General features: G+C 56.6%; 31 protein-coding genes and 1 pseudogene. 17 read left to right on the plus strand and 15 right to left on the minus strand.

Translation table 11 applies throughout. The features are described 5' to 3' along the window. Positions 1-91 precede the first annotated feature (91 nt). Together phaZ and ACR0NM_RS07660 are read left to right on the plus strand one after the other, a co-directional pair. Positions 92-1,363: a polyhydroxyalkanoate depolymerase gene (gene phaZ / locus ACR0NM_RS07655; protein WP_480613873.1), complete on the plus strand. Its 1,272-nt coding sequence runs from the start codon at positions 92-94 to the stop codon at positions 1,361-1,363. Next, positions 1,360-1,944 (plus strand): DUF6151 family protein, encoded by a 585-nt coding sequence (locus ACR0NM_RS07660; RefSeq protein WP_480613875.1) that lies wholly within the window; start codon positions 1,360-1,362, stop codon positions 1,942-1,944. Before phaZ ends, ACR0NM_RS07660 begins: the two co-directional genes overlap by 4 nt. On the opposite strand, the gene ACR0NM_RS07665 is transcribed toward ACR0NM_RS07660, so the two are convergent. The 4 genes from ACR0NM_RS07665 to ACR0NM_RS07680 all read right to left on the minus strand — a co-directional run bounded on the left by ACR0NM_RS07665 (position 1,941) and on the right by ACR0NM_RS07680 (position 5,116). Further along, positions 1,941-2,651 (minus strand): alpha/beta fold hydrolase, encoded by a 711-nt coding sequence (locus ACR0NM_RS07665; RefSeq protein WP_480613877.1) that lies wholly within the window; start codon positions 2,649-2,651, stop codon positions 1,941-1,943. The genes ACR0NM_RS07660 and ACR0NM_RS07665 overlap by 4 nt on opposite strands. A 73-nt stretch (positions 2,652-2,724) precedes the next feature. Beyond that, complete coding sequence (locus ACR0NM_RS07670) at positions 2,725-3,339, minus strand: hypothetical protein (RefSeq protein WP_480613943.1); 615 nt, start codon at positions 3,337-3,339, stop codon at positions 2,725-2,727. Between the two features lie 20 nt (positions 3,340-3,359). Next, positions 3,360-4,367 (minus strand): alpha/beta hydrolase, encoded by a 1,008-nt coding sequence (locus ACR0NM_RS07675; RefSeq protein WP_480613879.1) that lies wholly within the window; start codon positions 4,365-4,367, stop codon positions 3,360-3,362. Further along, positions 4,367-5,116 carry an alpha/beta fold hydrolase gene (locus ACR0NM_RS07680; RefSeq protein WP_170393631.1) on the minus strand — a complete coding sequence of 250 codons (750 nt, stop codon included), beginning with the start codon at positions 5,114-5,116 and terminating at the stop codon, positions 4,367-4,369. Before ACR0NM_RS07680 ends, ACR0NM_RS07675 begins: the two co-directional genes overlap by 1 nt. Positions 5,117-5,332: 216 nt before the next feature. Here ACR0NM_RS07680 and thrS point away from each other — a divergent pair, with 216 nt between their 5' ends. From thrS to ACR0NM_RS07705, 5 genes are all read left to right on the plus strand, one after another. Continuing rightward, entirely contained in the window at positions 5,333-7,291 is a 1,959-nt protein-coding gene (gene thrS / locus ACR0NM_RS07685) for a threonine--tRNA ligase (protein ID WP_170421002.1), read from the plus strand. Positions 7,292-7,512: 221 nt separating this feature from the next. Continuing rightward, positions 7,513-7,815 carry a BufA1 family periplasmic bufferin-type metallophore gene (locus ACR0NM_RS07690; RefSeq protein ID WP_010439128.1) on the plus strand — a complete coding sequence of 101 codons (303 nt, stop codon included), beginning with the start codon at positions 7,513-7,515 and terminating at the stop codon, positions 7,813-7,815. 71 nt (positions 7,816-7,886) lie between these two features. Then, positions 7,887-8,744, plus strand: a complete 858-nt coding sequence (gene bufB, locus ACR0NM_RS07695; protein ID WP_480613881.1) for an MNIO family bufferin maturase — start codon at positions 7,887-7,889, stop codon at positions 8,742-8,744. Next, complete coding sequence (locus tag ACR0NM_RS07700; protein ID WP_480613883.1) at positions 8,741-9,502, plus strand: HvfC/BufC family peptide modification chaperone; 762 nt, start codon at positions 8,741-8,743, stop codon at positions 9,500-9,502. Before bufB ends, ACR0NM_RS07700 begins: the two co-directional genes overlap by 4 nt. Next, on the plus strand, positions 9,499-10,017 hold the full coding sequence (locus ACR0NM_RS07705) for a DoxX family membrane protein (protein WP_170404850.1): 519 nt from the start codon (positions 9,499-9,501) through the stop codon (positions 10,015-10,017). Before ACR0NM_RS07700 ends, ACR0NM_RS07705 begins: the two co-directional genes overlap by 4 nt. Before the next feature lies 1 nt (position 10,018). On the opposite strand, the gene ACR0NM_RS07710 is transcribed toward ACR0NM_RS07705, so the two are convergent. Continuing rightward, positions 10,019-10,387 (minus strand): hypothetical protein, encoded by a 369-nt coding sequence (locus tag ACR0NM_RS07710; RefSeq protein ID WP_170393641.1) that lies wholly within the window; start codon positions 10,385-10,387, stop codon positions 10,019-10,021. A gap of 42 nt (positions 10,388-10,429) precedes the next feature. Further along, entirely contained in the window at positions 10,430-10,747 is a 318-nt protein-coding gene (locus ACR0NM_RS07715; protein ID WP_480613945.1) for an arsenate reductase family protein, read from the minus strand. A 214-nt stretch (positions 10,748-10,961) separates the two neighbouring features. Here ACR0NM_RS07715 and ACR0NM_RS07720 point away from each other — a divergent pair, with 214 nt between their 5' ends. Next, the gene (locus tag ACR0NM_RS07720; protein WP_008758035.1) at positions 10,962-11,168 is read left to right on the plus strand and encodes a cold-shock protein; all 207 of its coding nucleotides are present in this window, start codon (positions 10,962-10,964) and stop codon (positions 11,166-11,168) included. Between the two features lie 115 nt (positions 11,169-11,283). Here the strand turns inward: ACR0NM_RS07720 and thyX are convergent, their stop codons facing one another. Next, positions 11,284-12,195 carry an FAD-dependent thymidylate synthase gene (gene thyX / locus ACR0NM_RS07725; RefSeq protein WP_170801312.1) on the minus strand — a complete coding sequence of 304 codons (912 nt, stop codon included), beginning with the start codon at positions 12,193-12,195 and terminating at the stop codon, positions 11,284-11,286. 177 nt (positions 12,196-12,372) lie between these two features. Between thyX and ACR0NM_RS07730 the strand changes: the two genes are divergently transcribed. The 3 genes from ACR0NM_RS07730 to ACR0NM_RS07740 are packed head-to-tail and all read left to right on the plus strand — an operon-like array spanning position 12,373 to position 14,269. Then, entirely contained in the window at positions 12,373-12,801 is a 429-nt protein-coding gene (locus ACR0NM_RS07730; protein WP_170393645.1) for a VOC family protein, read from the plus strand. Next, positions 12,798-13,502 (plus strand): DUF1194 domain-containing protein, encoded by a 705-nt coding sequence (locus ACR0NM_RS07735; protein ID WP_480613886.1) that lies wholly within the window; start codon positions 12,798-12,800, stop codon positions 13,500-13,502. Before ACR0NM_RS07730 ends, ACR0NM_RS07735 begins: the two co-directional genes overlap by 4 nt. Beyond that, positions 13,499-14,269, plus strand: coding sequence for a DUF1194 domain-containing protein (locus ACR0NM_RS07740; protein WP_170404838.1), 771 nt, complete (start codon positions 13,499-13,501; stop codon positions 14,267-14,269). The genes ACR0NM_RS07735 and ACR0NM_RS07740 overlap by 4 nt, the downstream gene beginning before the upstream one ends. Here ACR0NM_RS07740 and ACR0NM_RS07745 read toward each other — a convergent pair. The 3 genes from ACR0NM_RS07745 to ACR0NM_RS07755 form a co-directional block, all read right to left on the minus strand. After that, entirely contained in the window at positions 14,216-14,713 is a 498-nt protein-coding gene (locus ACR0NM_RS07745) for a MarR family winged helix-turn-helix transcriptional regulator (protein WP_170393651.1), read from the minus strand. The genes ACR0NM_RS07740 and ACR0NM_RS07745 overlap by 54 nt on opposite strands. A gap of 77 nt (positions 14,714-14,790) precedes the next feature. After that, positions 14,791-15,048 carry a succinate dehydrogenase assembly factor 2 gene (locus tag ACR0NM_RS07750; protein WP_170393653.1) on the minus strand — a complete coding sequence of 86 codons (258 nt, stop codon included), beginning with the start codon at positions 15,046-15,048 and terminating at the stop codon, positions 14,791-14,793. After that, positions 15,045-15,437: a helix-turn-helix domain-containing protein gene (locus ACR0NM_RS07755; RefSeq protein WP_170393655.1), complete on the minus strand. Its 393-nt coding sequence runs from the start codon at positions 15,435-15,437 to the stop codon at positions 15,045-15,047. Before ACR0NM_RS07755 ends, ACR0NM_RS07750 begins: the two co-directional genes overlap by 4 nt. Positions 15,438-15,529: 92 nt before the next feature. Here ACR0NM_RS07755 and ACR0NM_RS07760 point away from each other — a divergent pair, with 92 nt between their 5' ends. Together ACR0NM_RS07760 and ACR0NM_RS07765 are read left to right on the plus strand one after the other, a co-directional pair. Then, the gene (locus ACR0NM_RS07760) at positions 15,530-16,732 is read left to right on the plus strand and encodes a pyridoxal phosphate-dependent aminotransferase (RefSeq protein ID WP_170393657.1); all 1,203 of its coding nucleotides are present in this window, start codon (positions 15,530-15,532) and stop codon (positions 16,730-16,732) included. Positions 16,733-16,746: 14 nt separating this feature from the next. After that, positions 16,747-17,148, plus strand: coding sequence for a hypothetical protein (locus ACR0NM_RS07765; RefSeq protein ID WP_170404825.1), 402 nt, complete (start codon positions 16,747-16,749; stop codon positions 17,146-17,148). 4 nt (positions 17,149-17,152) lie between these two features. Here the strand turns inward: ACR0NM_RS07765 and ACR0NM_RS07770 are convergent, their stop codons facing one another. From ACR0NM_RS07770 to ACR0NM_RS07780, 3 genes are all read right to left on the minus strand, one after another. Continuing rightward, positions 17,153-18,517 carry an MATE family efflux transporter gene (locus ACR0NM_RS07770; RefSeq protein ID WP_170404822.1) on the minus strand — a complete coding sequence of 455 codons (1,365 nt, stop codon included), beginning with the start codon at positions 18,515-18,517 and terminating at the stop codon, positions 17,153-17,155. Between the two features lie 129 nt (positions 18,518-18,646). Next, positions 18,647-19,576 (minus strand): polyphosphate kinase 2, encoded by a 930-nt coding sequence (gene ppk2 / locus ACR0NM_RS07775; protein ID WP_170404818.1) that lies wholly within the window; start codon positions 19,574-19,576, stop codon positions 18,647-18,649. A 169-nt stretch (positions 19,577-19,745) separates the two neighbouring features. Then, positions 19,746-20,354, minus strand: a complete 609-nt coding sequence (locus tag ACR0NM_RS07780) for a carboxymuconolactone decarboxylase family protein (RefSeq protein ID WP_480613888.1) — start codon at positions 20,352-20,354, stop codon at positions 19,746-19,748. Positions 20,355-20,645: 291 nt separating this feature from the next. Here ACR0NM_RS07780 and ACR0NM_RS07785 point away from each other — a divergent pair, with 291 nt between their 5' ends. From ACR0NM_RS07785 to ACR0NM_RS07800, 4 genes are all read left to right on the plus strand, one after another. Next, complete coding sequence (locus ACR0NM_RS07785) at positions 20,646-21,095, plus strand: NYN domain-containing protein (RefSeq protein ID WP_480613890.1); 450 nt, start codon at positions 20,646-20,648, stop codon at positions 21,093-21,095. A gap of 137 nt (positions 21,096-21,232) precedes the next feature. Continuing rightward, positions 21,233-23,191 carry a DNA topoisomerase IV subunit B gene (parE, locus tag ACR0NM_RS07790; RefSeq protein ID WP_170510755.1) on the plus strand — a complete coding sequence of 653 codons (1,959 nt, stop codon included), beginning with the start codon at positions 21,233-21,235 and terminating at the stop codon, positions 23,189-23,191. A gap of 29 nt (positions 23,192-23,220) precedes the next feature. Then, on the plus strand, positions 23,221-23,919 hold the full coding sequence (locus ACR0NM_RS07795; protein WP_480613892.1) for a hypothetical protein: 699 nt from the start codon (positions 23,221-23,223) through the stop codon (positions 23,917-23,919). Between the two features lie 285 nt (positions 23,920-24,204). Beyond that, on the plus strand, positions 24,205-24,486 hold the full coding sequence (locus ACR0NM_RS07800; protein WP_170420982.1) for a hypothetical protein: 282 nt from the start codon (positions 24,205-24,207) through the stop codon (positions 24,484-24,486). A 59-nt stretch (positions 24,487-24,545) separates the two neighbouring features. Here ACR0NM_RS07800 and ACR0NM_RS07805 read toward each other — a convergent pair whose 3' ends face one another. Both ACR0NM_RS07805 and ACR0NM_RS07810 read right to left on the minus strand, forming a co-directional pair. Then, a complete protein-coding gene (locus tag ACR0NM_RS07805; RefSeq protein WP_480613895.1) occupies positions 24,546-25,316 on the minus strand; it encodes an alpha/beta hydrolase in 771 nt (256 codons plus the stop codon). A 58-nt stretch (positions 25,317-25,374) separates the two neighbouring features. Next, positions 25,375-25,543, minus strand: a pseudogene (locus tag ACR0NM_RS07810) (iron-containing alcohol dehydrogenase); the annotation flags it as partial.

Below are 25,543 nucleotides of genomic sequence, written 5' to 3' on the forward strand. Positions count from 1 at the left end.
CTCGCTGCTGTGCAGAATAACGTCGTTGGCGTCGGGGGGCAAAGCGGCGAATGGTCCGAATTCTCAGGCTGATACTCAGGAGGCACATTCGATGCGCTACATGATGACCTATGACCTGATGGAAACCATGCGTAACACCAACCAATGGCTTGGTGCAACCGCAAGCGCGATGGCATCCTACCCCCTGTTCTCGATGACACCCAACCCGGCCTTCAACTGGATGGCTGCATGGGGCGAAGTAACCGAGCGCACATTCCAGCGTATGGTCGTCAAGCCTGATTGGGGCATCCGCACCTTTACCTGCGAAGACGGCAAGGACCATCTGGTCGATATCACAACCGTGCTTGAGCGTCCTTTCGGCGACCTGATCCATTTCCGCGTTAATGGACGCAAAGAACAGCCACGCAAGGTGCTGCTGGTTGCGCCGATGTCGGGGCATTACGCGACCCTGCTCCGCTCGACCGTCAAAAGCCTGCTTGTCAATTGTGAGGTCTACATTACCGATTGGCATAACGCGCGCGACATTCCCGTGTCCGAAGGCAAGTTCGATGTCGAGGATTACACGCTCTACCTTGTCGATTTTATGAAAGAGCTCGGCCCCGATACGCATGTTATTGCGGTTTGTCAGCCCGCACCGCTGACTCTGGCCGCAACCGCCTATCTGGCCGAGGTCGAGCCGAAGGCGCAGCCAAGTACCCTGACCCTGATCGGCGGTCCCGTCGACCCCGATGCAACCCCGACCGAAGTTACAGATTTCGGTCGCCGTGTGACGATGGGTCAGCTGGAAGAAACCATGATCCAGCGTGTTGGTTTCAAATACAAGGGCGTAGGCCGGATGGTGTATCCCGGCTTGCTTCAGCTGGCCTCATTCATGTCAATGAATGCCGAGCGTCATAGCAAGGCGTTCACGGATCAGATCCAGCGGGTTATCCGTGACGAGGCGTCCGACCACGATGCTCATAATCGCTTCTATGACGAATATCTGGCCGTGATGGACATGACTGCCGAGTTTTATCTGTCGACCGTTGAACGCGTCTTCAAAAACCGTGAGATCGCGCGCAACGAGTTCGTTGTAGCCGGTCACAAGGTAGATATCGGCAAGATCACTGATGTTGCTGTGAAATCGGTCGAGGGCACAAACGACGATATCTCAGCCCCCGGACAATGCATCGCGGCGCTGGATTTGTGCACCGGTCTGCCCGACAGCAAAAAGGCCAGCCATGTTGAACCCGGCGCGGGTCACTATGGCATCTTTGCAGGCCGTAGCTGGCGCGATAACATCCGCCCGCTAGTGATTGATTTCATGAACGAAAACAGCCGCAAGTCCCGTCGCCGAGCTGCCAACAGCAACAAAGTGGCATGAGCCGCGCAGCGGCAGGAGATCTTACCTTCCGATGCGAATGCGGCGCGCTCTCAGGTCGCATTACCAAAAGCGGCGCCAAGTCCGGCACCCATGTCGTGTGTTTTTGCCATGACTGCCGCGCGGCTCAGCTTTATTTCGAACAACCGGACCCAGCGCCCGGCCCGGTCGAGATATTTCAGATGGCGCCGGAAGACATCAAGTTCGATTCAGGGGTTGAGCACTTGGCGGCGATGCAACTCAGCCCCAAAGGTATGTTGAGGTGGTATGCAAAATGCTGCAATGCGCCGCTGGCCACGACGCCAAAGACTCCCAGCTTTCCGTTTGCAGGATTCATCGTGAAGCGAATCCCAGATCCTAACAATCTGGGTCCTGTTACAACTCGCGGATTTGTGCCCAGCGCTGACGGCAAACAATCCCATGAAAAAGTCCGCTATGCCGCTGTGGGTTTACTGAAACGTGTTTTGAAATCACGCCTGTCCGGGCGTTGGAAGAAAACGCCATTCTTTGACTCTGAGACTGGTGAGCCGGTAGTGCAACCAATCATTCTGACCAAAGAACAACGCGCGGCATTCTACGACTAGGTCAGCCGCAGTGGTTTCCGCAGCCAATCCTTCAGCATCGCGATCACGGTTTCGGGCGCTTCCAGCGTCGGAAAGTGCCCGGCCTCATCGATCACACGCAACTCTGCATCCGGAATGAGATCAGCCATGAAGGCATTCTTGCGGACCGGATTCTCTGCGTCATGGGCACCACACATGATCAGCGTGGGCATCCTGATCCGGCGCAGCGTGCCTTGTTGGTCCGGGCGGCGCTGCAGGGTTCGCATCTGACGCACAAACACATCCGGGCCCAGTTCCTCGGCCATCTGCAAGACTTCGTTCAAAATCGGGATGCGTTGCGGACCCGGAGCCAACATGTCCGAGCCGATCAGCCTGCGCATCACCTCGTCCAACCTCCCCGCCTGCGCGCCAACGATCAGATCTTCGCGACTCGCCGCGATATGAGGTGTGTCGGCCTGCGCATCCGTCGCCAGCAAGGCCAGTCGTGTCACCCTCTCAGGCGCGCGCCGCACGATCTCAAGCGCGACGCCACCGCCCAGACCAAACCCGCACAAAGCAAACCGGTGTGGCAGTTGATCCAGCAGGCCCGACGCGATCTCTTCGTACCGCTCACCGCCGGTGATCGGTGCGACCATCGCCGCGCGTTCACGCGACAGCGCGGTGATCTGCGCCTGAAACACCCGTGCGTCGCACATCAATCCGGGCAGAAAAACCAACGCCTCGATCACCTCGGCGCCCTCCGCTCGTTGTTATTGTTTTGTTACAGGATGAGAGGTTTACCGACGCCGGGCAAGCAAAACTTTAAGGATAGCTGATCGCCCGGAACGGTGGGAAATCCGCATAGCGTTCCTGCCTTTGGTTCAGCGGCTCATCGGGTTCAGCCCCGGCCCGCAACAGGCAGCCGCGCGGGGCGATGTAGCTGTCGATCCGCCGTACAGGCTTGGGACGCCAGACCAGATTGAACGCGCATAATTTGGGAAAGAACCAAATCTCGGAATAGTCCAGATGGTCATGCATCCACCACGCCAAATCGCGCCAATCGCGCCCCCGCGCATAGCGATCTGCAAACCACGGAATAACCACCGACGCCCCTGCTACACGTGCGTCACCTTCGCCCCAATCCCAAATGTGGCACTCCAACGGGTTGTCATTGCGGGCACAGTTCAACCTGTTCTCGTTCCCGAACCGGTTCAGAGATCGCGAGCGATAGCCCGAGCGCACCGCGATACGACCAAAGGTTTCTTCCAGCGGATCCAGCAGGGTCTCGCAAAACGCGCGCCCGGTCTCGATCGCAAGATCAGGGTTGTCGGGAATATTTTGCAATGCGTGAAAGTTCCCGATCTCGGAATATAGGAAATCACGCATGAAAAAATGCCGGGATAGTCGCACGCGACCCAACGTCTCAAGGCTCCACATACTGCCCGGTCTACGCATATTCAGCCACCGCTTTGCCTCTGAATCCCCTGCTCTGACAGCCACTCCAATATGCCCGCGACCGCCGCGTCGGTCTGACCCGGTGACATTAGACGCCCCGCGACCACGTGTGAGGCCGGATCATCCCCGGGCCCCATTGTCACCAATGAAACCATCGCCTGACCACCCCAGGTCTTGGCCGCCTCATGCATTTTATCCGGACGCACCACCTGATCATCATCAGAAAACCAGAACAGCGCCGGAACCCGCGCGCCCGAGAAGTCAAGCGCATTGACCGCATCCACAAGGGCAAACATCGGCACGACCGCCTCCCATGGATAAACGGTTGTCCAAAAGATGTTCTTCTCGGGATCAGTGCTTGAGACATCCCGGTCCTGTCCCATCAAAGGCGGCAGCCAATGCCGGGCCCACGGCAAAGATGGCACCCAGGAACCAGCCGAGTTTACGCCAAAGTTCGGCGACACCAAAACCAACGCAGCCACATCAGTGCTCAGTTCCGTGTCCATCGCAGCCGCGGCGGCCAGGGTCGCCCCCGTCGAGGTTGCGATCACAATGACTTGCTCACCAACAGCCCTGGCGGCAGCCAACGCCTCTGCTGTATCCTGCATCCAGCCCGACGCCGTACCTTCGGCCATTGCGTCCCCATCGCGGCCATGCCCCTGAAGCCTTGTGTAGACAAGGTTGGCACCCAACGCGTCCGCAACGCGATCAGGTACTGGCCTGATCTCCTCGGACGTGGCGGAAAACCCATGAATATAGAGCACTGCATAAGCTGTCCGCTGTTCGACAAAACCATCTTGCCAGACCACGCGCTTTTCAACACCTGGCACGATGTCATCATAGGCGGATTCGATGCTTTCAAAGTAAACCTGAACGCCTTCGCCAAATTTGCGCGGATCGAAACGCGGATGCAGGTCCACTGGCTCGCGCGGGCCAAAGGCGTAGATCAACACACCAACCAGCGTCAAACCCACCAGCACCCGCCCCAAAACCCAGCCGAGGCGACGCATCAGGTGCCTTCCAGGACTTCTCGCAGAGCCTGCTCAATCAGCCCGAGGCATCGCTCATCCGAGAACCTGTGATCCGCATCTTTGACCAGCAGCAGTTGCATGTCCGGACCAGTGGCATGATCCAGCAGGCGCACTGCCGTATCGGTCGAGACGGCCGTATCTGCTGTTCCCTGCAGGAGACGCACAGGGAAAGGCAGATCAAGCGAAGCGCGCAAAACCAACCGCTGCCGCCCATCCTCAATCATCCGCTTGGTGATGACGTAGGGCTCCATGTAGTCCGATGGCAGTTCTACATGTCCAACCGTCTCTAGTTCAGATTTTTGCTGGTCCGAAAACGACGCCCAATACCCGTCCTCGGTAAAATCTGGGGCCGCCGCAATTGTCACCATACCTGCGATCCGCTCGGGCATGACACGCGCCAGCAACAGCGCTTGCCACCCGCCCATCGACGATCCCACAACAACCAGCGGACCATCAGTTAACCGAGAAACTGCTGCCAGCGTATCCTCGTGCCAGTCCCCGATACACCCGTCAGTAAAGGCGCCCGAGCTTTCACCGTGCCCCGAATAGTCAAACCGAAGGAACCCCTGCCCGCGCGCGCGAGCCCACGCTTCCAGATGCACCGCCTTGGTGCCCTCCATATCTGATTTCAAGCCACCTAGAAAAACGATGGTCGGCCCGCGCCCATCACTCTTGTGATACGCCAGACGTCGTCCCTGAGCGGTTTCCAGAAATTCTGCCTCTGCCATGCTACCCTCTTTGCTTGTCCGCCCATCATGCATGTCACGCACCTCTCTGCAATTGCCCGATCCTTCTTCATCTGGCTAAAAATACCTCGGGGAGTGCGAGAGGCTGGCCCCTCGCTCCTGCCCTTGACACCTGTGTCCCCACCTGCCACATGAGCCGAGCATACATAACCCGCAACCGGGCGTTCAGTGGGCGCCAAACCGACGAGGAGAGCCGATATGGCCCTGGACTCACAGTCAGTCTCCCTTACCTTTCCCGATGGCAATTCCCGATCCTATGAAGCAGGCGTTACGCCCGCACAGGTCGCCGCCGACATCTCGACCTCGCTGGCAAAAAAAGCCATTTCTGCCACGGTGAACGGACAGCATTGGGACCTGCAATGGCCAATCGAAGCCGACGCGCAAATCGCCATTCACACCATGAAGGACGAGGCGCAAGCCAATGAGCTGATCCGACACGATCTGGCGCATGTCATGGCCCGCGCCGTGCAAGAGATTTGGCCCGCAACCAAGGTCACCATCGGCCCCGTCATCGAAAACGGCTGGTACTATGACTTTGACCGTGAGGAACCGTTTACGCCCGAAGATCTCGGCCTCATCGAGAAAAAGATGAAAGAGATCATCAACAAGCGTGACCCGGTGACCACCGAGGTCTGGGATCGCGATCGCGCGATCGAGTTCTACAAGGCCAATAATGAGCCCTATAAAGTTGAGCTGATCGAATCCATCCCGGGTGATGAACCACTGCGCATGTATTGGCACGGTCACTGGCAGGATCTCTGCCGTGGCCCGCACTTGCAGCACACCGGTCAACTGCCAGGCGACGCGTTCAAGCTGATGTCAATCGCCGGGGCTTATTGGCGCGGCGACAGCGACCGCGCAATGCTACAGCGCATCTACGGCGTGGCCTTCACCGGCAAGGAAAAGCTTAAGGCTCATCTGCACATGTTGGAAGAAGCCGCCAAGCGCGACCACCGCAAGCTGGGTCGCGAGATGGATTTGTTCCACATGCAGGAAGAGGCCCCAGGGCAGATTTTCTGGCACCCTAATGGCTGGACCATCTACACTCTTCTGCAAGATTACATGCGTCGGCAACAGCGCAAAGGTGGCTATGTTGAGGTCAACACCCCTCAGGTCGTCGACCGCAAGCTGTGGGTAGCCTCGGGTCATTGGGACAAATACCAAGAGAACATGTTCATCGTCGAAGTGGACGAGGAACATGCACGGGAAAAGGCGGTCAACGCCCTGAAACCGATGAACTGCCCCTGCCACGTGCAGATTTTCAATCAGGGTCTCAAATCCTATCGCGACCTTCCTCTGCGCATGGCCGAGTTCGGATCGTGTAACCGGTACGAACCTTCGGGCGCGCTGCACGGAATCATGCGCGTGCGTGGCTTTACCCAGGATGATGGCCATATCTTCTGCACCGAAGACCAGATCGAATCCGAAACCGCTGAGTTCATTCGGTTCCTGTCCGGTATCTACAAAGACCTCGGGTTTGAGAACTTCTCGGTCAAATTCTCGGACCGGCCGGAAAAACGCTCGGGATCGGACGAAGTTTGGGACAAGGCTGAAGCCGCCCTGCTCAGCGCAACCCGCGCGGCTGGGATCGAGCCGGAACTCAACCCGGGTGAAGGGGCATTCTACGGCCCGAAACTCGAGTTTGTTCTGACCGATGCGATCGGGCGGGATTGGCAATGCGGCACGCATCAGGTGGACTTTGTTCTGCCCGAGCGACTGGACGCCACGTATATCGGCGCTGATGGTGGCAAACACCGCCCAGTTATGTTGCACCGCGCGACCTTGGGCTCGTTTGAACGTTTCATCGGCATTCTGATCGAAGAACACGCGGGCAAGCTGCCGTTCTGGCTGGCCCCGCGCCAGGTCGTTGTGGCCTCGATCACCTCCGAGGCCGATGAGTATGTGGCCGAAGTGGTCAGCACCCTTCGCGCGGCAGGCATCCGCGCCGAGGCGGATATTCGCAACGAGAAGATCAACTATAAAGTCCGCGAACATTCGGTCGGCAAAGTGCCGATCATTCTGGCCGTTGGTCACCGTGAAGTCGAAGATCGCACGGTCAGTGTCCGTCGCCTTGGCGAAAAACAGACGCAGGTCCAATCGCTTGAGGCTGTAACAAATGAGTTGAGCGTGGCTGCAACGCCCCCCGATCTGCTGTAACATTCGGCAGCAAACCGCTAGAAATCCGGCCCGGTATTTTGGGCCGGATTGAAACAAATATCATTTTTCAATTCAAAAACAATTTGTTAACGTTCAAGGGTGCATGACGACCTTTGACGGGGTTGTGAGACACGGGCTCGTGAATTCAACTGCTGCCCCTGAACCATTACCTTGTCGTTGTCACAAGCAGACATACGCAGTCATTAACAAGGATTACCAAGATGTCGAACACTGCAAAAACACTGGTTATCGCAAGCGCAGTTGCTGCAGCCGTTTCCGGCGCGGCCACAACCGCAACAGCCCAGGCCAAAGAAAAGTGCTATGGCGTTTCTCTGGCGGGTCAGAACGACTGTGCAGCCGGCCCCGGCACAACTTGCGCGGGCACTTCGACCGTCGACTATCAGGGCAACGCATGGACCCTGGTTGACGCAGGCACTTGCGCCGACATCGAGCTGCCTAAAACAGCGGACGGTGCAGATCGCAAAGGTTCGCTTGAGCCGCTGGAGCGTGACCTGCCTGCATAAGGCTTTTCCGAATGAACCAGAAAGGGCGGGCAGGATCGCCCGCCCTTTCCACGTGATCAGGGGATTTGCAAATGTTGGACAATGCGCTCAGATCGAACCGGCTGCCTGCAGCACCGGGCGTTGGTTACAAACCACAGCATTTCTCGCAGATTCTTGAACAGGCCAAGCCTGTGGCGTGGCTAGAGATTCATGCCGAAAACTATATGGGCGATGGTGGCAGACCTCTGGCACAACTGCGTCACCTGTCCGAACAATTCCCCATTTCAGTGCATGGTGTCGGGCTGTCGATCGGCGGCGAAACGCCACTTGACCCAGATCACCTGGACCGCCTGAAGCATCTTGTCGGCTGGTTGAACCCGGCCAGCTTTTCGGAGCATTTGGCCTGGTCAACCCATGACAGCCACTTCCTGAACGATCTACTTCCTCTGCCCTATACCTATGCCACTCTGGCCCGCGTTTGCGACCATATTGATGAGGTACAAGAGATTGTCGGGCGGCAAATGCTGTTAGAGAACCCCTCAAGCTATTTGGCTTTCGAGGAAAGCACATGGTCCGAACCTGATTTCTTGCGAGAAATCACCCGGCGCACCGGATGTGGGTTGCTGCTGGACGTGAACAACGTCTTTGTTTCAGCCACCAATCTGGATTTCTCACCGCAGGGCTATATTGATGCCTACCCGCTGGACCAAGTCGGTGAGATTCACCTGGGCGGGCATGATGAGGACGAGGACGATCATGGGCATCCCTTGCTGATCGACAGCCACGGGCGCGAAGTGGTGGACCCGGTCTGGGCGCTGCTGGACTACGTACTAGACAAATCCGGCCCCAAACCCCTGTTGATTGAATGGGACACCGATGTACCGGACTGGCCGGTGTTACGGGCCGAAGCCGAGCGCGCGCAAAAAGCGCTGGATCGCGTGCCCGCATGAGCGTGTCGCAAACGACATTCCACATGGCACTGCTAGATGCCAACAAGCCCATTCCCGATGGGTTGCTGGACGCCGAGGCGCAGCCGGCCGGTCGTCGCTTCAGCGTCTATCGCAACAACGTCGCCGTCTCACTGACCGAGGCGATGCGTCAGGCCTTCCCGGTCATCACAAAACTGTTGGGACCGCAGAATATGGACGGGCTGGCTGGAATATTCTTGCGCCAGCACCCGCCGTCCTCACCCCTGATGATGTTTTATGGCGAGGAATTCCCTAAATTTCTGGAAGGAATGGAGCAGTTGTCGCATCTGGGCTACTTGCCAGATGTTGCCCGTCTGGAACTGGCGCTGCGTAGGGCTTACCACGCCGCTGATCGACAACCCATAGATGCCGAAGCGCTCAGCTTGCCACCGGAAGACTTGATGCAGGCCAAACTGACCCTCGCGCCGTCGGTGCAGGTGTTGCGTTCAAGCTGGCCCGTACATGCGATCTGGCTATTTAACACCCAAGAAGGCGCGCCGAAACCTGAGGCGGGCGCTCAGGATACTTTGATCATGCGTCCCGAATACGACCCTGCCCCTCACCCATTGCCAACGGGTGGTGCGGCATGGATCGCGCTGATTCAGGATGGCAAATCCATCGGTGAGGCATTTGAATCCACCATGGCCGAAACACCCGAATTTGATCTTGGAACCACTCTGGCACTGCTTTTGCAGGGCGGTGCAATAACTTCTGTGACTATCGAAAGGCTGGACACATGACTGCCCTGATCTCAACTTACAATAATGCGATGGAAAAAGCGGATCACGCGTCCGGTTGGCTGACACCAACCCTGGCTCGGGTGGTCTTTATCGCCGTGTTGTTCGTCTACTACTGGAACTCGGCCACGCTGAAAATCGACGGCTCGATCTTTTCGCCATCGGCCGGAGCCTTCGGCCAGATCTTCCCCAAAGCTGCAGAGGCGGTGCTGTATGATGTGACTCAGATGACCTTTTTCCAGCGGGTCGTCATCTTCTTTGGCACAGTGGCCGAATTTGTCCTGCCTGTGCTTTTGCTGGTCGGCCTGCTGACGCGCCTTGCCGCGCTTGGCATGATCGGATTTGTCTGGGTTCAAACACTGACCGATGTCACCGGACATGGCGTCAAACTAGGTAGCTTATTCGACAACGCAATTACGTTGATGGATCAGCGCGTGATGTGGACATTCCTGCTGCTGGTGATTGTGATCAACGGCGCGGGTCCGCTGTCTCTGGATCGATTATTACGCCTGAAGTGACCTAGAAATGTGCCTTGGGCTCGTCCGGTTTTCCTGCGGCGAGCCCAAGCAACCCTGCTACGCCTGCAAAGGCAATCGGGAACATGGTGAAAACACCGAAGCCAAAGGCGTAGTACATCCCAGCGGCAGAAATCAGCAGCAAAATGCCTGCAATCAGAGCCCGCGAATGGGCCATCGCCCCGCCAACGATTGCCAACAAAGGCGCCACGATCGAAGCCGTCTGGATCAACTCGGGGTTCTCTACCTGCTCGGCAATGCCTTCGATCTCACCAAACTGGTCGATCAGTTCCACAAAGCCGTAGCCAAAAAAACCGACGATCATCCCGATCAGCCCGGCAATGACGCCTAAAATCATGGCAGCGTTTCGCATTCACAGGTCTCCGCTTGTTGCCCGTGTCACATAAGCAGTTCTTCAGGCAACACCAAGGGCCTGACGGGTTTCAGGCGTCCAGCCCAGATACATCTGACCATCGGATACTATCAGTGGGCGTTTCATCAGGGTCGGATGATCAGCCAACAGCGCGAGCACCGGTCGATTGCGTGTGTCATCATCCAATCCCCGCCAGGTTGTTGATCGCGTATTGAGCAAGGCTTTGCCGAAAGTCTCGTACGCCTCGGACAGCACATTTTTGGGAACCCCTTGCGCGCGCACATCAACAAGAACCGCATCTGGAAGCAGTTTCAATGCCTTACGGCACGTATCGCAAGTTTTTAGCCCATATAGCTGCATCATCTAACTGATCCTGTAATCGCTGCAAATTTAGACAAACCCATCAGGCTGCCCCAGTTATTCTTGATTTTTTACTTCACCGTGTAATGTTGAAAAAGGCGAAACACGCGACCCGGGCTGTATCGTGAGGGCGAACAGTGACGTGTGGCGGTTTTGCCAGCCAAGGCCCCCACCAATTTGTGGGACAACTTGTAAGTAGAAGGAGACACGGGAAATGCCAACCGGCACCGTGAAATGGTTTAATACAACCAAAGGCTATGGTTTTATTGCGCCCGACGAAGGGGGCAAAGATGTGTTTGTTCATATCTCGGCCGTAGAACGATCCGGTCTGACCGGACTCGCTGACAATCAGAAAGTCTCGTACGAGTTGCAGGACGGACGTGACGGCCGCCAAATGGCTGCTGATTTGAAGCCGCTGTAAGGCACAGCCCGCCCCGGCGGGAAAGATAAAAGAAGGTTGACGGCCAATTTCAGGCCGTTAACCGCAAACCCTAGTGAACGCGCCCACCTTGGGACGTGCGCGGTATTCTGTTGAATCAACCCTCTCGGATAACAGCCTCAAACTCACGCCATTCCCGTGCGGTCATGCCTGAGTTTTCCTGAGTGACATCTTCACCGCTGAGCATCCGACGCAAGCAGGTCACCATCTGCGCCGAGAGGTTGATTGCGCCAAGGCGGTAGTCCTCAAACGCGCGGTAGGCAAACGGTACCCAGTCGGCGACAATCTTGCACATGGTATCTGCGTAAACGCGGATTTCGTACTGCGCGTGCGGGTCGGCACGCAGACGCAAGAAGTGGAACAAGTTGTGCAAGTCCACCTTCCAATACCATTGCGTATAAATGTTGGCTGGAAGGTTCATCCGCGCCAGTTCACGCGCAAGCCCTTGCTGGCCGTCCTGACCGATCATCGCCTCGTAGTTGTCATAGCAGCGCGCACTGTCCGCTTTCAGTATCTCCAACACACGCGCGGCCTCTTCGCCTTGCAATGAGTCTCCACGGCCCTGATTGTTAACCTCGGATTGCGCGGCGACATGTTCGGGTGCCGGGATATAGAACTCTCGATCCAGTATCGAATACCGCGCCGAATATTCGTTCACATTCGCCGTGCGGTGGCGGATCCACTGGCGGGCTACGAATACGGGCAGTTTGACGTGCAACTTGATCTCGCACATTTCAAACGGGGTCGAATGCCAGTGGCGCATCAGATAGCGGATCAGGCCTTCATCATTTTGCACCGATTTGGTGCCTTTGCCGTAGGAAACACGCGCGGCCTGACAGATCGCTGCATCGTCGCCCATATAGTCGATAACGCGGACAAACCCGTGATCCAGAACCTGATGCGCCGTGTACAGATGATCTTCCATACCTTCGGCAACGACGCGGCGGGTCGGGCTCGACTGTGCGCGCTGAGCTTCGATCTCGGCCAGTTGGTCGGCAGACAGAGGCATGAAATTATCCTTTCCAGCAATGAGTCGCCGACCACTATATATCGGCAAGCTTGCCATCGGAACCGCGATATGTGCGGCGCATTGCGCTAAATCGGAATTGTGTCCGGCCAGCCCCTCGACATGGGATGAAGGCGCGCTAAGGTGCTTGGCATCACAACCAATGCAAGGAAAGTCGCGATGGGGCTGACATATCTCCACACCATGGTCCGCGTGAAGGATCTTGAGAAATCCATAGCGTTTTATGAACTATTGGGCCTGAAGGAAACGCGCCGTTATGAAAGCGAGGCTGCGCGGTTCACACTGGTATTCCTCGCCCCACCGGGACAAGAGGACGCACCCATTGAACTTACATACAACTGGGATGGCGACGACGCACTGCCAAGCGACAGCCGCCATTTCGGGCACCTCGCCTATGGCGTCGACAACATTTACGAGACCTGCCAGCATCTTCAGGACAATGGCGTCGTGATCAACCGCCCGCCACGCGACGGGCGTATGGCGTTCGTTCGCTCGCCCGACAATGTCTCGATCGAGTTGCTGCAAAATGGTGAAGCGTTAGCCCCGGCAGAGCCTTGGTCTAGCATGGAAAGCACCGGCCACTGGTGATCCGCTGGCTGGGAGCATTGGGGCTGGCTGTCGCGGGCAGCCCCCTTTGGGCCGAGACCTGCCGCCTGGCGCTGGCGCTGGCCATGGACATCTCGACCTCGGTGGACGCGACCGAGGATGCGCTGCAACGACAGGGGCTGGCCAACGCATTGATTGCGCCCGAGGTGCAGGAGGCTTTCTTCCTTTCACCTCAACCGGTTGCATTAGCCGTCTATGAATGGTCCGGCAGTTTCAACCAGACATTGCTTTTGGATTGGACGATAATCGATACTCGGGCCAATTTGATCTCCGCCGCGCATCGGATCGGGACATCGAAGCGATCGGAAGACGAGTTTCCAACTGCGATGGGTCACGCACTGGCTTTTGGGGCGACCTTGCTGGAGAGCGCCCCGAATTGTCTGTTCCAAACCATCGATATCTCGGGCGATGGCAAGAACAACGATGGCTACGGGCCACAGATCGCCTACAAGCACTTTCCATTCGAAAACACGACCGTGAATGGTCTGGTGATCAATGCAGCTGATTTCGAAGGAGAAATCGACTTGATCCCGTTCTTTCAGAAAAATGTACTACACGGACCCGGTGCTTTTCTTGAGATCGCCGCCGGGTTCGAAGATTTTGAGCGTGCCATGCGTCGCAAACTGGAACGGGAATTGAAAGGGTTGGAACTTAGTGCGTTGCAACCGGATAATGCGAAATGATCCGCCTGTGTGCGACACTTCTTTGCCTGCTGGCCAACCCGCTTTCAGCGCAATGTCGACAGGCTTTGGCGTTGGGAATGGATGTCTCTGGTTCGGTCGACAGTCGTGAGTACAGGTTGCAACTTAGTGGCCTTGCGGCGGCGTTGCGCCATCCCGAGGTGGTTCAACTGATCCTTTCAAACCCGTCTACCTTTATTCGGATCGCTATCTACGAATGGAGCGAACCTGGCCACCAACGCCTCTTGCTTGGTTGGACAGATGTTCGCTCGACTGCTGATCTGCGTCGAATTCAGCAACATTTAGAAAGCACAACACGCTCATCAGCGCCGCAGGGAACGGCGGTCGGGTCGGCCATGTTGTACGGTGCTGAGATGTTGGAGAGCCAAAGCGATTGCTGGCGGCGAACACTGGATCTGTCCGGTGATGGTAAACACAATCTCGGACATCACCCGCGGGACATAAAAGCCGCTTTGCAAAACACTGATATTACAATCAATGCCCTCGTAATCGGCATCGACGACCCCAATCCAGGAGACACCCGCCAGGTAGAGATTGGGGAGCTATCTGCTTATTACCACGCGTGGGTCATCCGAGGCCCCGATGCTTTCGTCGAAGTCGCCCTTGGCTTCGAAGCCTATGAAGATGCGATGACACGTAAACTGATCCGTGAGCTTGAGGGACTGTCGCTCTCCCAAACTCAGCCATCAAAGCTATCAGTAGATATACCGAATCTGATCGGTCCAATATCGTTCGACCCGACGCAGTGAACCGGTGATCTCTTCAATCCCATCGGTCCCGATCACGCCGCGGTTTTGCAGCCCTTCTGCATGGCGGGCGAACAGGTCTGACACGATATCGCGAATCTCACGCCCACGCGGCGTCAGGCGTACCCGTACCGAGCGGCGGTCAATCTCGCATCGTTGATGGTGCATATAGCCCATCTCGACCAGTTTCTTAAGATTGTAGCTGACATTGCTGCCTTGATAGTAACCACGGCTCTTCAACTCTCCGGCGGTTACTTCATGGTCGCCTATGTTGAACAACAGCAGGGCCTGCACCGCGTTGATCTCAAGTACGCCGACACGCTCGAATTCATCCTTGATAACGTCCAGAAGCAAGCGATGAAGACGCTCGACCAGCGCCAACGCCTCAAGATAGCTCGTCATGAACCCCTTGGTCCCGGGCGCGGTGACCTGTAACTCCATACTCATTCAATCCTCCGATTCATCGCGCTGTTTCTGAAAACATGACGCGAATTCCCGAAAAATCGGTTAAGCCTGATGATTGCTTATTTTTGAAAGGTTTGCGCGATATCCGCGATCAATTCGGCCAGCGGTTCCGGCGGGCTGGCCTGACCAGTGACCCATTGATACAGGTCCTGGTCATTTTCATGCAACAAGGCATCGTATGTGTCCAATCCCGCCTCGTCCATAGAAGACAGATTGCGATCGGCATATGCCGTCAGGATCAAATCCATCTCTTTGATGCCCCGCCGCATCGAACGCATTTTCATGCGCTTGATCCGGGTCTCGCGCGGCTCGGTCATTGATTGCGTTCCAATTTCAGACGCAGCGCTTTTTCGACGCGGGCCAGCCGCTCGGAGTTGGCTCGCATCTCACCTCGGATCGTGCGTAGCTCTGCAACGAGATCGCGCAATTCCGAGTCCGTATCGCCATGCAGGCTTGTTTCGTCCATGCCGTCGCCCTCGCCCGTCAGAAGCCACATGATCGAGACATTCAGCAGCCCCGCCATCATCGACAGCTTGTTCGCGCGGGGTTCCGACAAATCATCTTCCCACGAAGTGATCGTGGCTTTTTTGACACCAAGCCTGCGGGCCAATTGGGTCTGCGTCATGCCTGCGGCTTCGCGTGCGCCAGCAACGCGATCCCCGAAGGTTGCGGTGTCCGGTCCGAACCAGTCTGTTTCGTCGTTCATCGGGGTCTCCAAAGGGTAAAACTCAATTGGCTTGATCGTTATTTCGGCGCACCCTATGACAGTCGAGCTGAACATACAAACCGAGGCCGACCATGAGTTTCCTGTCTGCGACACTGTCACGCGTAAAACCCTCGCCCACCATCGCGATGACGTCCAAAGCAGCCGAGCTGAAGGCCGCCGGGCGCGATGTGATCGGGCTGAGCGCAGGCGAGCCCGATTTCGACACGCCACAGAACATCAAGGACGCCGCCGTGGCCGCCATCGCTGCGGGCAAGACCAAATACACTGCTCCGGACGGCATCCCCGAGCTGAAACAGGCGGTTTGCGCCAAGATGAAGCGTGACCACGGATTGGACTATACGCCCGCTCAGGTCTCGGTCGGGACCGGGGGTAAGCAGACACTTTACAACGCGCTGATGGCTACGCTGAACGAGGGCGATGAGGTCCTCATCCCCGCGCCCTATTGGGTCAGCTACCCGGACATGGTGTTGCTGGCCGGTGGCACACCAGTGATCGTCGAAACTTCGCTGCAGACCAATTTCAAACTGACAGCGGATCAACTGGAAGCCGCGATCACACCTAAAACGAAATGGTTCATCTTCAACTCACCCTCGAATCCCACCGGAGCGGGCTATAGCCGGGCTGAACTGAAAGAACTGACAGATGTCCTGTTGCGGCATCCGCATGTTTGGGTGATGACCGATGATATGTATGAGCACCTGGCCTATGACGGGTTCGAGTTCTGCACGCCCGCACAGGTGGAACCGAGACTTTATGATCGGACGCTGACCTGCAATGGCGTCTCCAAAGCCTATGCCATGACCGGTTGGCGTATTGGCTATGCGGCAGGCCCGGTCGAGTTGATCGCCGCGATGCGCAAGGTGCAATCTCAATCAACTTCGAATCCCAGTTCGGTCAGCCAATGGGCAGCAGTCGAGGCTCTGAATGGAACTCAAGCATTCCTTGCGCCGAATAATGAGATCTTCAAACGCCGTCGCGATCTGGTCGTCGACATGCTCAGCCAAATCGACGGTATCTCGTGCCCGACACCCGAAGGCGCGTTCTACGTCTATCCATCAATCGCAGGCTTGATCGGGAAAACCACACCCGCGGGCACTGTGATAGATTCGGACGAAACCTTCGCAATCGCCCTGCTGGAAGAGGCCGACGTGGCGGTTGTGTTTGGCGCAGCTTTTGGTCTGTCCCCCAATTTCCGCGTCAGCTATGCGACCTCTGATGAGGCCCTGACTGAAGCCTGCACACGCATCCAACGTTTTTGCGCCGCGCTCACCTGATACCGGAGTTTGTTATGTCCACAGCCCTGCCTGAATACTATTTCCGCGTGCGCGAAAATGGGGCAGCGGTGTTCAGGATCGACACGGAAAATCGCCATCGCCGGATCGAGATGGAACAGATCGCGGTCATCAACATCCGCAATGGCGAGGTCAAACCGCAGGGCCAGCGTGTACTAAGCGACGCCGACAACGATGAAATCGCGCGCTGGATGGAAGAGCGCAAAGCCCTGCTATCCCGCCGCGATATGGATGATATACACCGTGCGGTTGACTACCTGAATCTGACCACGCAATGGGCTCAGTCTAAAGCAACGGATGCGCAATTAGAGGACGTGACCGACCCATTGCTGATGGCAATGCACGACTTGCGGTCGGTACTTGTTCGAAAGAAATCCGACCGGATGAGCAAAGAATGATCCCCTAGGCGGGAACTTCTCCTACATCGCGCACCGACCTTAGCCAGAAGCGCGCCATCAACAATACGGCAGCACAAGCGAGGCCAATCACGAGGCCAAGCCAGACTCCGATCCCCTCCATACCTTGAACAAAGCCGAAATAGTACGAAGCGGGGATACCGATCACCCAATAGCTGAGTGCGGCCATCACCATCGGTATTTTTGCATCCTGCAAACCTCGCAACAGGCCTAGTGCGATGACCTGCGCCCCATCGACCAGCTGGAACAACGCAGCCATCGCCAGCAGGCCAGTACCGATTAGCAGGATCTGTGGCCGCTGCGGATCATCGGCCTCCATAAACAGCGAGATCAGGGGCTCAGCGCATGTCAGGAATAGAACAATCGTCAAGACCGACACGATCAACGACATCCCGGTCACCGTAATCGCGCCTTTCTCAAGATGCGCCCGATCCCGTCGACCCAACGCGTTGCCCGCCCGAATAGTCGCCACATTAGACAGGCCCAAATGAACCATGAACGTCGCCGAGGCGAGGTTTAACGCAATCCCGTGAGCTGCCAGCGGCACTGGACCCAACCAGCCCATCATGACAGCAGAGATCGCGAATAACGACACCTCCGCCAGTGTCGTCAGACCGATGGGAACGCCCAAACGCAGCACGCTCATGAACATCTCCCAATCCGGGCGCCAAAACCGCTGAAACAAGCTGTGTTCCGGCAACGCACGCACCGCATAGATCACGACCGCCACCAATGATACGATCTGCGTCACCACTGACGCGATAGCCGCACCAATCACCCCAAGTTCGGGCGCGCCCCAGTTTCCGAAGATCAGCGCATAGTTGGTCACGCCATTGACCACAGCTGCAACAATCGTGATCCACAGCACAATCTGCGTCCGCTCAAGCGCGGCCAAATAGGACTTCAGGACCATCACCAACAGCGCCGGGAACAAGCCCCACCCCGCGACCCGCAGGTATACTGACGCAGTTTCAGCGACTTGCGGCTCTTGCTTCAAAGCAATCAGGATCGGATGGGACCACCACAAAAGGGGCATCATCACCGTCGCATAGATCAGTGATAGCCACAGACCCATACGAGTGGAGCGGCGAATGCTGGTCTCATTCTCCTCGGCGGCAGCGGTCGCCACCATTGGCATTACGGCCCACCCAAACCCGGCACCAAACAGGAACAAGACGAAGTAATAGCTGTTGGCCAGCGTCACGGCAGCCAACGCCTCGACCCCGTACCAACCTAGCATGACGGTATCGGTCAAACCAATCGCATACTGTGCCAGATGCCCGCCAATCAATGGCAGGCCCAGCACCGCGATTGCGCGCAAATGGCCGGGATATGTCATCACCTTGTTCATTCCGCCAGCCTTAGGCTTGCGCGCTGCCCGAGACAAGAGCGGAACAAACTTATTTCATAATGAGACTCGCAAGAACAAAGCGACGAAAGCCATCACCTTTGGTGCAACGGCTTTACAGTTTATCGATTTTCAACCGATCTTCGCGTCAGGATGCAGCGCTGTCCCCAGAATGTGGTCCGAGTTATGAATTACGTGATGCGCCTGCCCAACTATCAACGGATCAGGCTCACCCACGATCCTGAGGTCTTTGTCCGGGTAGTCCAGCGTCGACAGGAAATGCCGCATGCAGTTCAGACGCGCGCGTTTCTTGTCGTTGGATTTGACAATCGTCCAGGGCGCATCAGCGGTGTCGGTGTAGAAGAACATCGCCTCTTTCGCCTCGGTATAATCATCCCATTTGCTCAGGCTAGCCTTGTCAATCGGTGACAGTTTCCATTGCTTCAACGGATCAGTTTCACGACTCCCAAAGCGCCGCTGCTGCTCTTCCTGCGTGACCGAGAACCAGTACTTATAAAGTTGAATGCCCGAGCGCACCAGCATCCGCTCCAACTCGGGCGTCTGCCGCATGAATTCCAGATACTCATTGGGTGAGCAGAAGCCCATCACCCGCTCGACGCCCGCACGGTTGTACCAGGACCGATCATAAAACACCATCTCGCCCACGGTGGGCAGCTGCTGCACATAACGCTGGTAATACCACTGCCCCTTCTCCTCATCCGTCGGCTTGTTCAATGCGACCACACGCGCCTGACGCGGGTTCAGATGCTCCATGAACCGCTTGATGGTCCCACCCTTGCCGGCGGCGTCGCGGCCCTCGAACAACAGCACAAACCGCTGCCCTGTCTCCTGCGCCCACAATTGAACCTTCAGCAACTCTGCCTGCAGCTCGGCCTTTTGCGCCTCGTAATCCTTGCGTGCCATCTTGCGGCCATAGGGATACTTGCCGCTCTCAAAAGCTTGCCGGATTTTCTCGGATGTTGGTGCCGAGGCATCCGCCTTCAGGTCAGTTACAGCTTTGATCTGAGATGATTTTTGTTTGATCTGGGGTGCCGCATCCATACATGTTCTCCTCGGTTTCACTGTCGAGGAGATGCTTAGCCGATTGTCACACGGCGCGCTTTGATTGGTGTCAAATTGACATAGGTTTTATCGGGGCGTCAAAGAACAGGCCTATGCCCGTTCTTTACATGACCCCAAAATACATAGGGGGGAGCGGCCAGCCCCGCACTTACCGATGTCCCCAATCATCAGGATTGCCCGAGTTGTTCGGCGACAAGCCCAAAACGTCTCCGTCAGTCGAACACCCCAAACCCAAAACGGTTCTGTTCGCATAGGAGAAATACGAACACACCTGATTGATCTCAAGAATCTCGCCATCTTCCCACCCCGCCTCTCGCAGAGCGATCACGTCCGCCTCGGTCAGATCACCGGGTGCCTCGGTCAGCTTGCGCGCATATCTCATCGCTTCGACCTGTGCCGCGTCCAGCGGGGCCGAGGCCGGATCACGCGCCTCAATCGCCGCACGGATCGCATTGCCGCGCACCTCATCCTGCAGCAACCGCTGCAATCCGGAAAAGTGATGTTCTACGCAATACCCGCACCGGTTCAGAGAGCTGACCCACACGCCCAACACTTCAAGAAACCACTTCGGTATCTTGTTGCCCGAGTGATGCAGCACGGCCTTATACATCGCCATATGGCCTTCCATCGAATGCGGCCGCAGGCTGTGCGCCATCATGATATTGTCCACATTGTTGTCCGGCCCGGTGACCCGGTCATAAAGCCTCCTCAGCTTTCCCGTCGCCTCATGGAATGGAATGGTTCTGATCCAGCTCAATTCTTCTGCTCCCTAATTTCTGCTTCCGGAACAAAGCCTAAACGGGATTTCGAAACATGACGAGACCTTGGAAAGCTCGCGGTTTAATATCAATTTGTTTTGCATCACTGATATATGCTGGGCAGCCACCCCTACTGTCTGCTACGTCCCTATTGAAACAACTTTCTGACCAAAGACTTTTCAACTGTGCGCCCTCTCATCTGTATTTTTGCCCTGTCTTGTTTTGGCTCTGCTATAGCTATGTTCAATCCAGCGTTCTCAGATTGGTTATTGCTGACAGGACCGTGCGCATTGGCAAGTTTGCTGCTGCTGTTCGGAAAAAGGCTACGCCGGCTCAAAACTTCGAAAAACTGGGCTGTCGTCGATGGATCAAATGTTTTGCACTGGAAAGGCGGTGTTCCTAATATCGCCACAGTGCGCGAGGTTGTCGACGAGTTGAAGACAAAGGGGCGGACACCGGGCGTCGTCTTTGATGCCAATGTAGGATACAGAATCTCAGATCGCTATATGAACGACAGTTCCCTTGCGGCTTTGCTTGGGTTGCCATGCAGCCACGTGATGGTTGCGCCAAAGGGTACTCCTGCCGACCCGCTGGTTCTTCAGGTAGCGCGGGATCTCGGCGCTGCTATCGTCACAAATGACCGGTTCCGTGATTGGGATGACGAATACTCGGATGTGCTTGAGAAAAGTTCTCTTGTTCGAGGTGGCTTTAAAGACAAAACTCTCTGGCTGTCATTGTAAACGCGCTGCAATACAGCGCTGAATATCGCTTCGGTTCCGTTGGCCCCGACAAACCGGATACAACACCTCGCGCCCCTCTTCCCCCGGACCACATCACCTGCCATAATGGGGGAAACTCAAAAACAAGAGCAGCACCCATGCCCGACGATCTGTTGACGCCAGAAACAACGACCGCTTACGACGCCTCGTCCATCGAGGTGCTGGAAGGTCTGGAACCGGTCCGCAAACGCCCCGGCATGTATATCGGCGGCACGGATGAGCGTGCATTGCACCATATGGTGGCCGAGATACTCGACAACTCAATGGACGAAGCTGTTGCGGGCCATGCCAACCGGATAGAGGTCGAGCTGCACGCAGATTACGCCCTGACCGTTCGTGACAACGGGCGCGGCATTCCGATCGACCCGCATCCCAAGTTCCCCGACAAGTCGGCACTTGAAGTGATCCTCTGTACCCTGCACGCAGGCGGTAAATTCTCGGGCAAGGCGTATCAGACTTCGGGCGGTCTACACGGTGTGGGTGCATCGGTGGTGAATGCCCTGTCGGATTCGATGGTCGTGCAGGTGGCACGCGACAAACAGCTATTCGAACAACGCTTCTCGCGCGGTATCCCTCTAGGTCCGGTGGAAAAAGTAGGCGCAGCGCCCAACCGGCGCGGTACAACCGTCACGTTCCACGCCGACGCGGACATCTTCGGCCACCACAAATTCAAACCCGCGCGCCTATTCAAATCCATCCGCTCCAAGGCCTATCTGTTCTCGGGCGTCGAAATCCGCTGGAAATCCGCCATCGACGACGGCGAAACCCCGACCGAGGCGACCTTTCACTTCCCCGGCGGTCTTTCGGATTACCTGAAGGAGACGATGAACGGCTCGTCGACCTATGCCGAGCAGCCCTTTGCCGGCACCGTGGACTTTAACGAGAAGTTCGGCACCCCCGGCAAAGTCGAATGGGCGATCAACTGGACACCTTCGCGCGACGGGTTCATCCAGTCCTACTGTAACACCGTCCCAACCCCCGAAGGCGGCACACATGTCGCCGGTTTCTGGGCTGCGGTCCTCAAGGGGATCAAGGCCTATGGCGAGCTGATCAACAACAAAAAAGCTGGTCAGATCACCCGTGACGACCTGATTACAGGCGGCTGTGCGCTGGTATCCTGCTTTATCTCGGAACCGGAATTCGTCGGCCAGACCAAAGACCGGTTGGCTACGGTCGAGGCGCAACGGCTGGTCGAAAACTCGGTCCGCGACCATTTCGACAACTGGCTGGCGGCTGATACGAAATCCGCCGGGGCGATCCTCGACTTCCTCATACTGAGGGCCGAAGAACGCCTGCGCCGACGGGCCGAGAAGGAAACACAACGCAAGTCCGCCACTAAGAAACTTCGTCTCCCCGGCAAGTTGGTGGACTGTAGTAGTTCAACACGCGACGGCACGGAATTATTCATCGTCGAGGGCGACTCGGCAGGTGGCTCTGCCAAAATGGGCCGCGACCGAAAGACCCAAGCCCTACTGCCGCTGCGCGGCAAAATCCTGAACGTGTTGGGCGCGGCCAGTTCGAAACTGGGCACCAATGCCGAAATCAACGACCTGACCCAAGCGCTGGGTGTTGGCCTTGGCACCAAGTTCAACGTCGACGACCTGCGCTATGACAAGGTCATCATCATGACCGACGCGGATGTGGACGGGGCGCATATCGCCTCGCTGCTGATGACGTTCTTCTTCACCCAGATGCGGCCGATGATCGACGCGGGCCACTTGTACCTCGCCTGCCCTCCCCTCTATCGCCTGACCCAAGGCGCCAAACGTGTCTATTGTCTGGACGAGGCCGAGCGCGACGAATGGCTTGAGAAAGGTCTGGGCGGCAAAGGCAAGATCGACGTCTCGCGCTTCAAGGGTCTGGGCGAAATGGACGCCAAGGACCTGAAAGAGACCACGATGGACCCGGCCTCGCGCAAACTGATCCGCGTCACCATCGACGAGGACGAACCCGGCGAGACCGGCGATCTGGTCGAGCGCCTGATGGGCAAAAAACCCGAACTGCGGTTCCAGTACATTCAGGAGAACGCGCGGTTTGTGGAGGAGTTGGATGTCTAAATTCTTATACTGTCAATCCTGGACTAAGAATGCTGAATTTAAGTGAACTTCCTAAAGAGCCAATTGCGGCACTTCACAAAATAATAGTCTACATGATGAGCAAAAGCGGAAATGGCAGTGCTCAAATTGGTAAACTAAAACAAACAAATCACCACTTATTTTCTGAGTTGCTTAGCAGTTCATTGGTAGCCAAATCTGCGGCATCAAGGGTAAATGACGAAGAAGTACGACAGTCAATTCAAGAGAACTTGACGCTTAAGGACGAACTGAGTTTACAGCAATACAACGCACATCTTACGAGAGCGCTATCTTTGGTGCTTGCGCTACAATTCGATGAACACTTCATCGATGATGATTTGGACAAAGAATTCGACCAAGCCGAGCTCAGTACATCTGAAAAAGAGCGAATTAGAGAGTTAATGTATGAAGCGAGGCGCATTATTGATAGAGCGACGACGCTACCCGGATGGGCATGCAGAAAAATGCTCTACCACGTCTCAAAAATCGAGAATGAGCTCCATCGCGAAATTTCAAGGTTTCAATCGTTTATAGCTGCTGCTTCTGACGTCTCTGATCTCGTGAGAAAGTTTGGCACTGATGCGCAACCTTTGGCGGAGGCGATCAGCGAGGCGCGTACAATTACAGAAAGAAAGGTTGAGGGATACGCCCAAATTGAACGTGAGGCCGAACCAAAGCGCATACCAAAGTTCGAAGAGACTAAAGACTAGGAATAACTAGTCTCGCATCCGGCCAGAGTGTGTGTGCGAAACCCGCCCGACCAAGGAGGTAGGAAGGGCGCGTGACTGATGCTCTGCATCATGCACTGGGTGGATAGCGCAGAACATCTCCCCACCCAGTAGGCCGGGCTTCAGCCCGGCACACCGCAGCCCCCTTGCCTAACCCGTTGATCTCGTTCACACTTAACTTCAAACCGTCATCCAAGAGCGACATTTGAGGTTCCGAGCGTCCAAGACCCTATTTAACCACGAAATAATTCCGAACGGGAGGACGACATGAAAACACTAACCCTAGGGCTGGCCCTGACCCTGCTGGCCTCGGCAGCCCCCGCGCAGCAGATGCTCAGCACTGCATCGCCCATTCCGGACGGGGCCGAGACGCGGTTTTGCTACTATGACGGCATGGCCTATTCGCCAGACGCCTTCATCCTGCTGACCGGAGACAATACCGTCACCTCAACCATCAGCACGCGCGAGGAACGCTTGCTGCGGTGTCATCGCAATGACGATGGCTCTCTGGTCTGGAAACCGCAGAGCACGTTTCAAACCAACAACTGACGTAGGATGGGTTTCCAACCCATCAAAGCGGAGCGGGGACGATGGGGTAAAACCCCATCTTACCCAACATTCCGATCCAACCAGTCGGCAATCTGTTCGGCTGGGCCTCCCCAGTCCGGCTCCATGAACAGAAAATGCGCGTGGTTCTCGACGGGCAGGAAAGTCGCGCGATCACCATAGAGTTTCGCCAGCGCGCGGCAGGTGTTGGGGTTCACGGCCCGGTCCTCGGTGCCTGAAACAATCAGCACCGGGCAATCGACCTTGTCGATTTCCACCTTCATCGCATGGTGATCGTCGAACATCCAGAAGAACATCTCGAACATCACCCGCCCGCTTTCGGGGCCGAGCTGGTCGAACACCTCATGCTGCTGCGCCTCGGGCATCTTGTTGAGCGCAAAGGGGGCCATCAGTTCGAAATCAACGCGCATGGGCTGTTTCCAGAACGCCCCACCCTCCATCAACGCGCGCGGCACAGCGCGTTCGTCGTCGGTTTCCGGCAATGTGCCCCAAGCCGCGTTTGGGTTGATCAGGACAATTGCGCTGGCCAACCCCTGAGACGCCACCTTCTGCGCCACTACCCCGGCGATGGCATGGCCCAGAAGAACAGGTTTGCTCTCCAACCCCTGCACGAAGTCTGCGATGTCATCGGCATAATCCATGACGCTCGTGTCGGTGAGGCCGGGATCGGGGTCGGCCTTGGGGTCGCCACCATGATAGCGTAGCGCGGGCGTATGCACCGTCCAGCCACGTGCACGAAAGAAGCCCGCATAATCCTCCATACACCACGGCCCGGCAAAAGCACCGTGGATCAGAACAATCTCTTTCGTCATGAAAATCTCCCTCACCTCCGACTAGTATGAGAGGTGAGGGATGGGTTCGGCAAGCCTGTCAGTGTGCTGCGTTGAAGAGCGTTGTCAGGTTTTCTTCGGTCAATTCGATCGGATTCCCTCCGCATGAGGGGTCGATGATTGCGCCCTGGACCAGTTCGGGGATGGCGGCTTTGGTGACGCCGAGGTCGGAGAGATTGCGGGGGATGGCGAGGCTGTCGTTGAACTCT

Source organism: Ruegeria sp. AF2, from assembly GCF_056542025.1.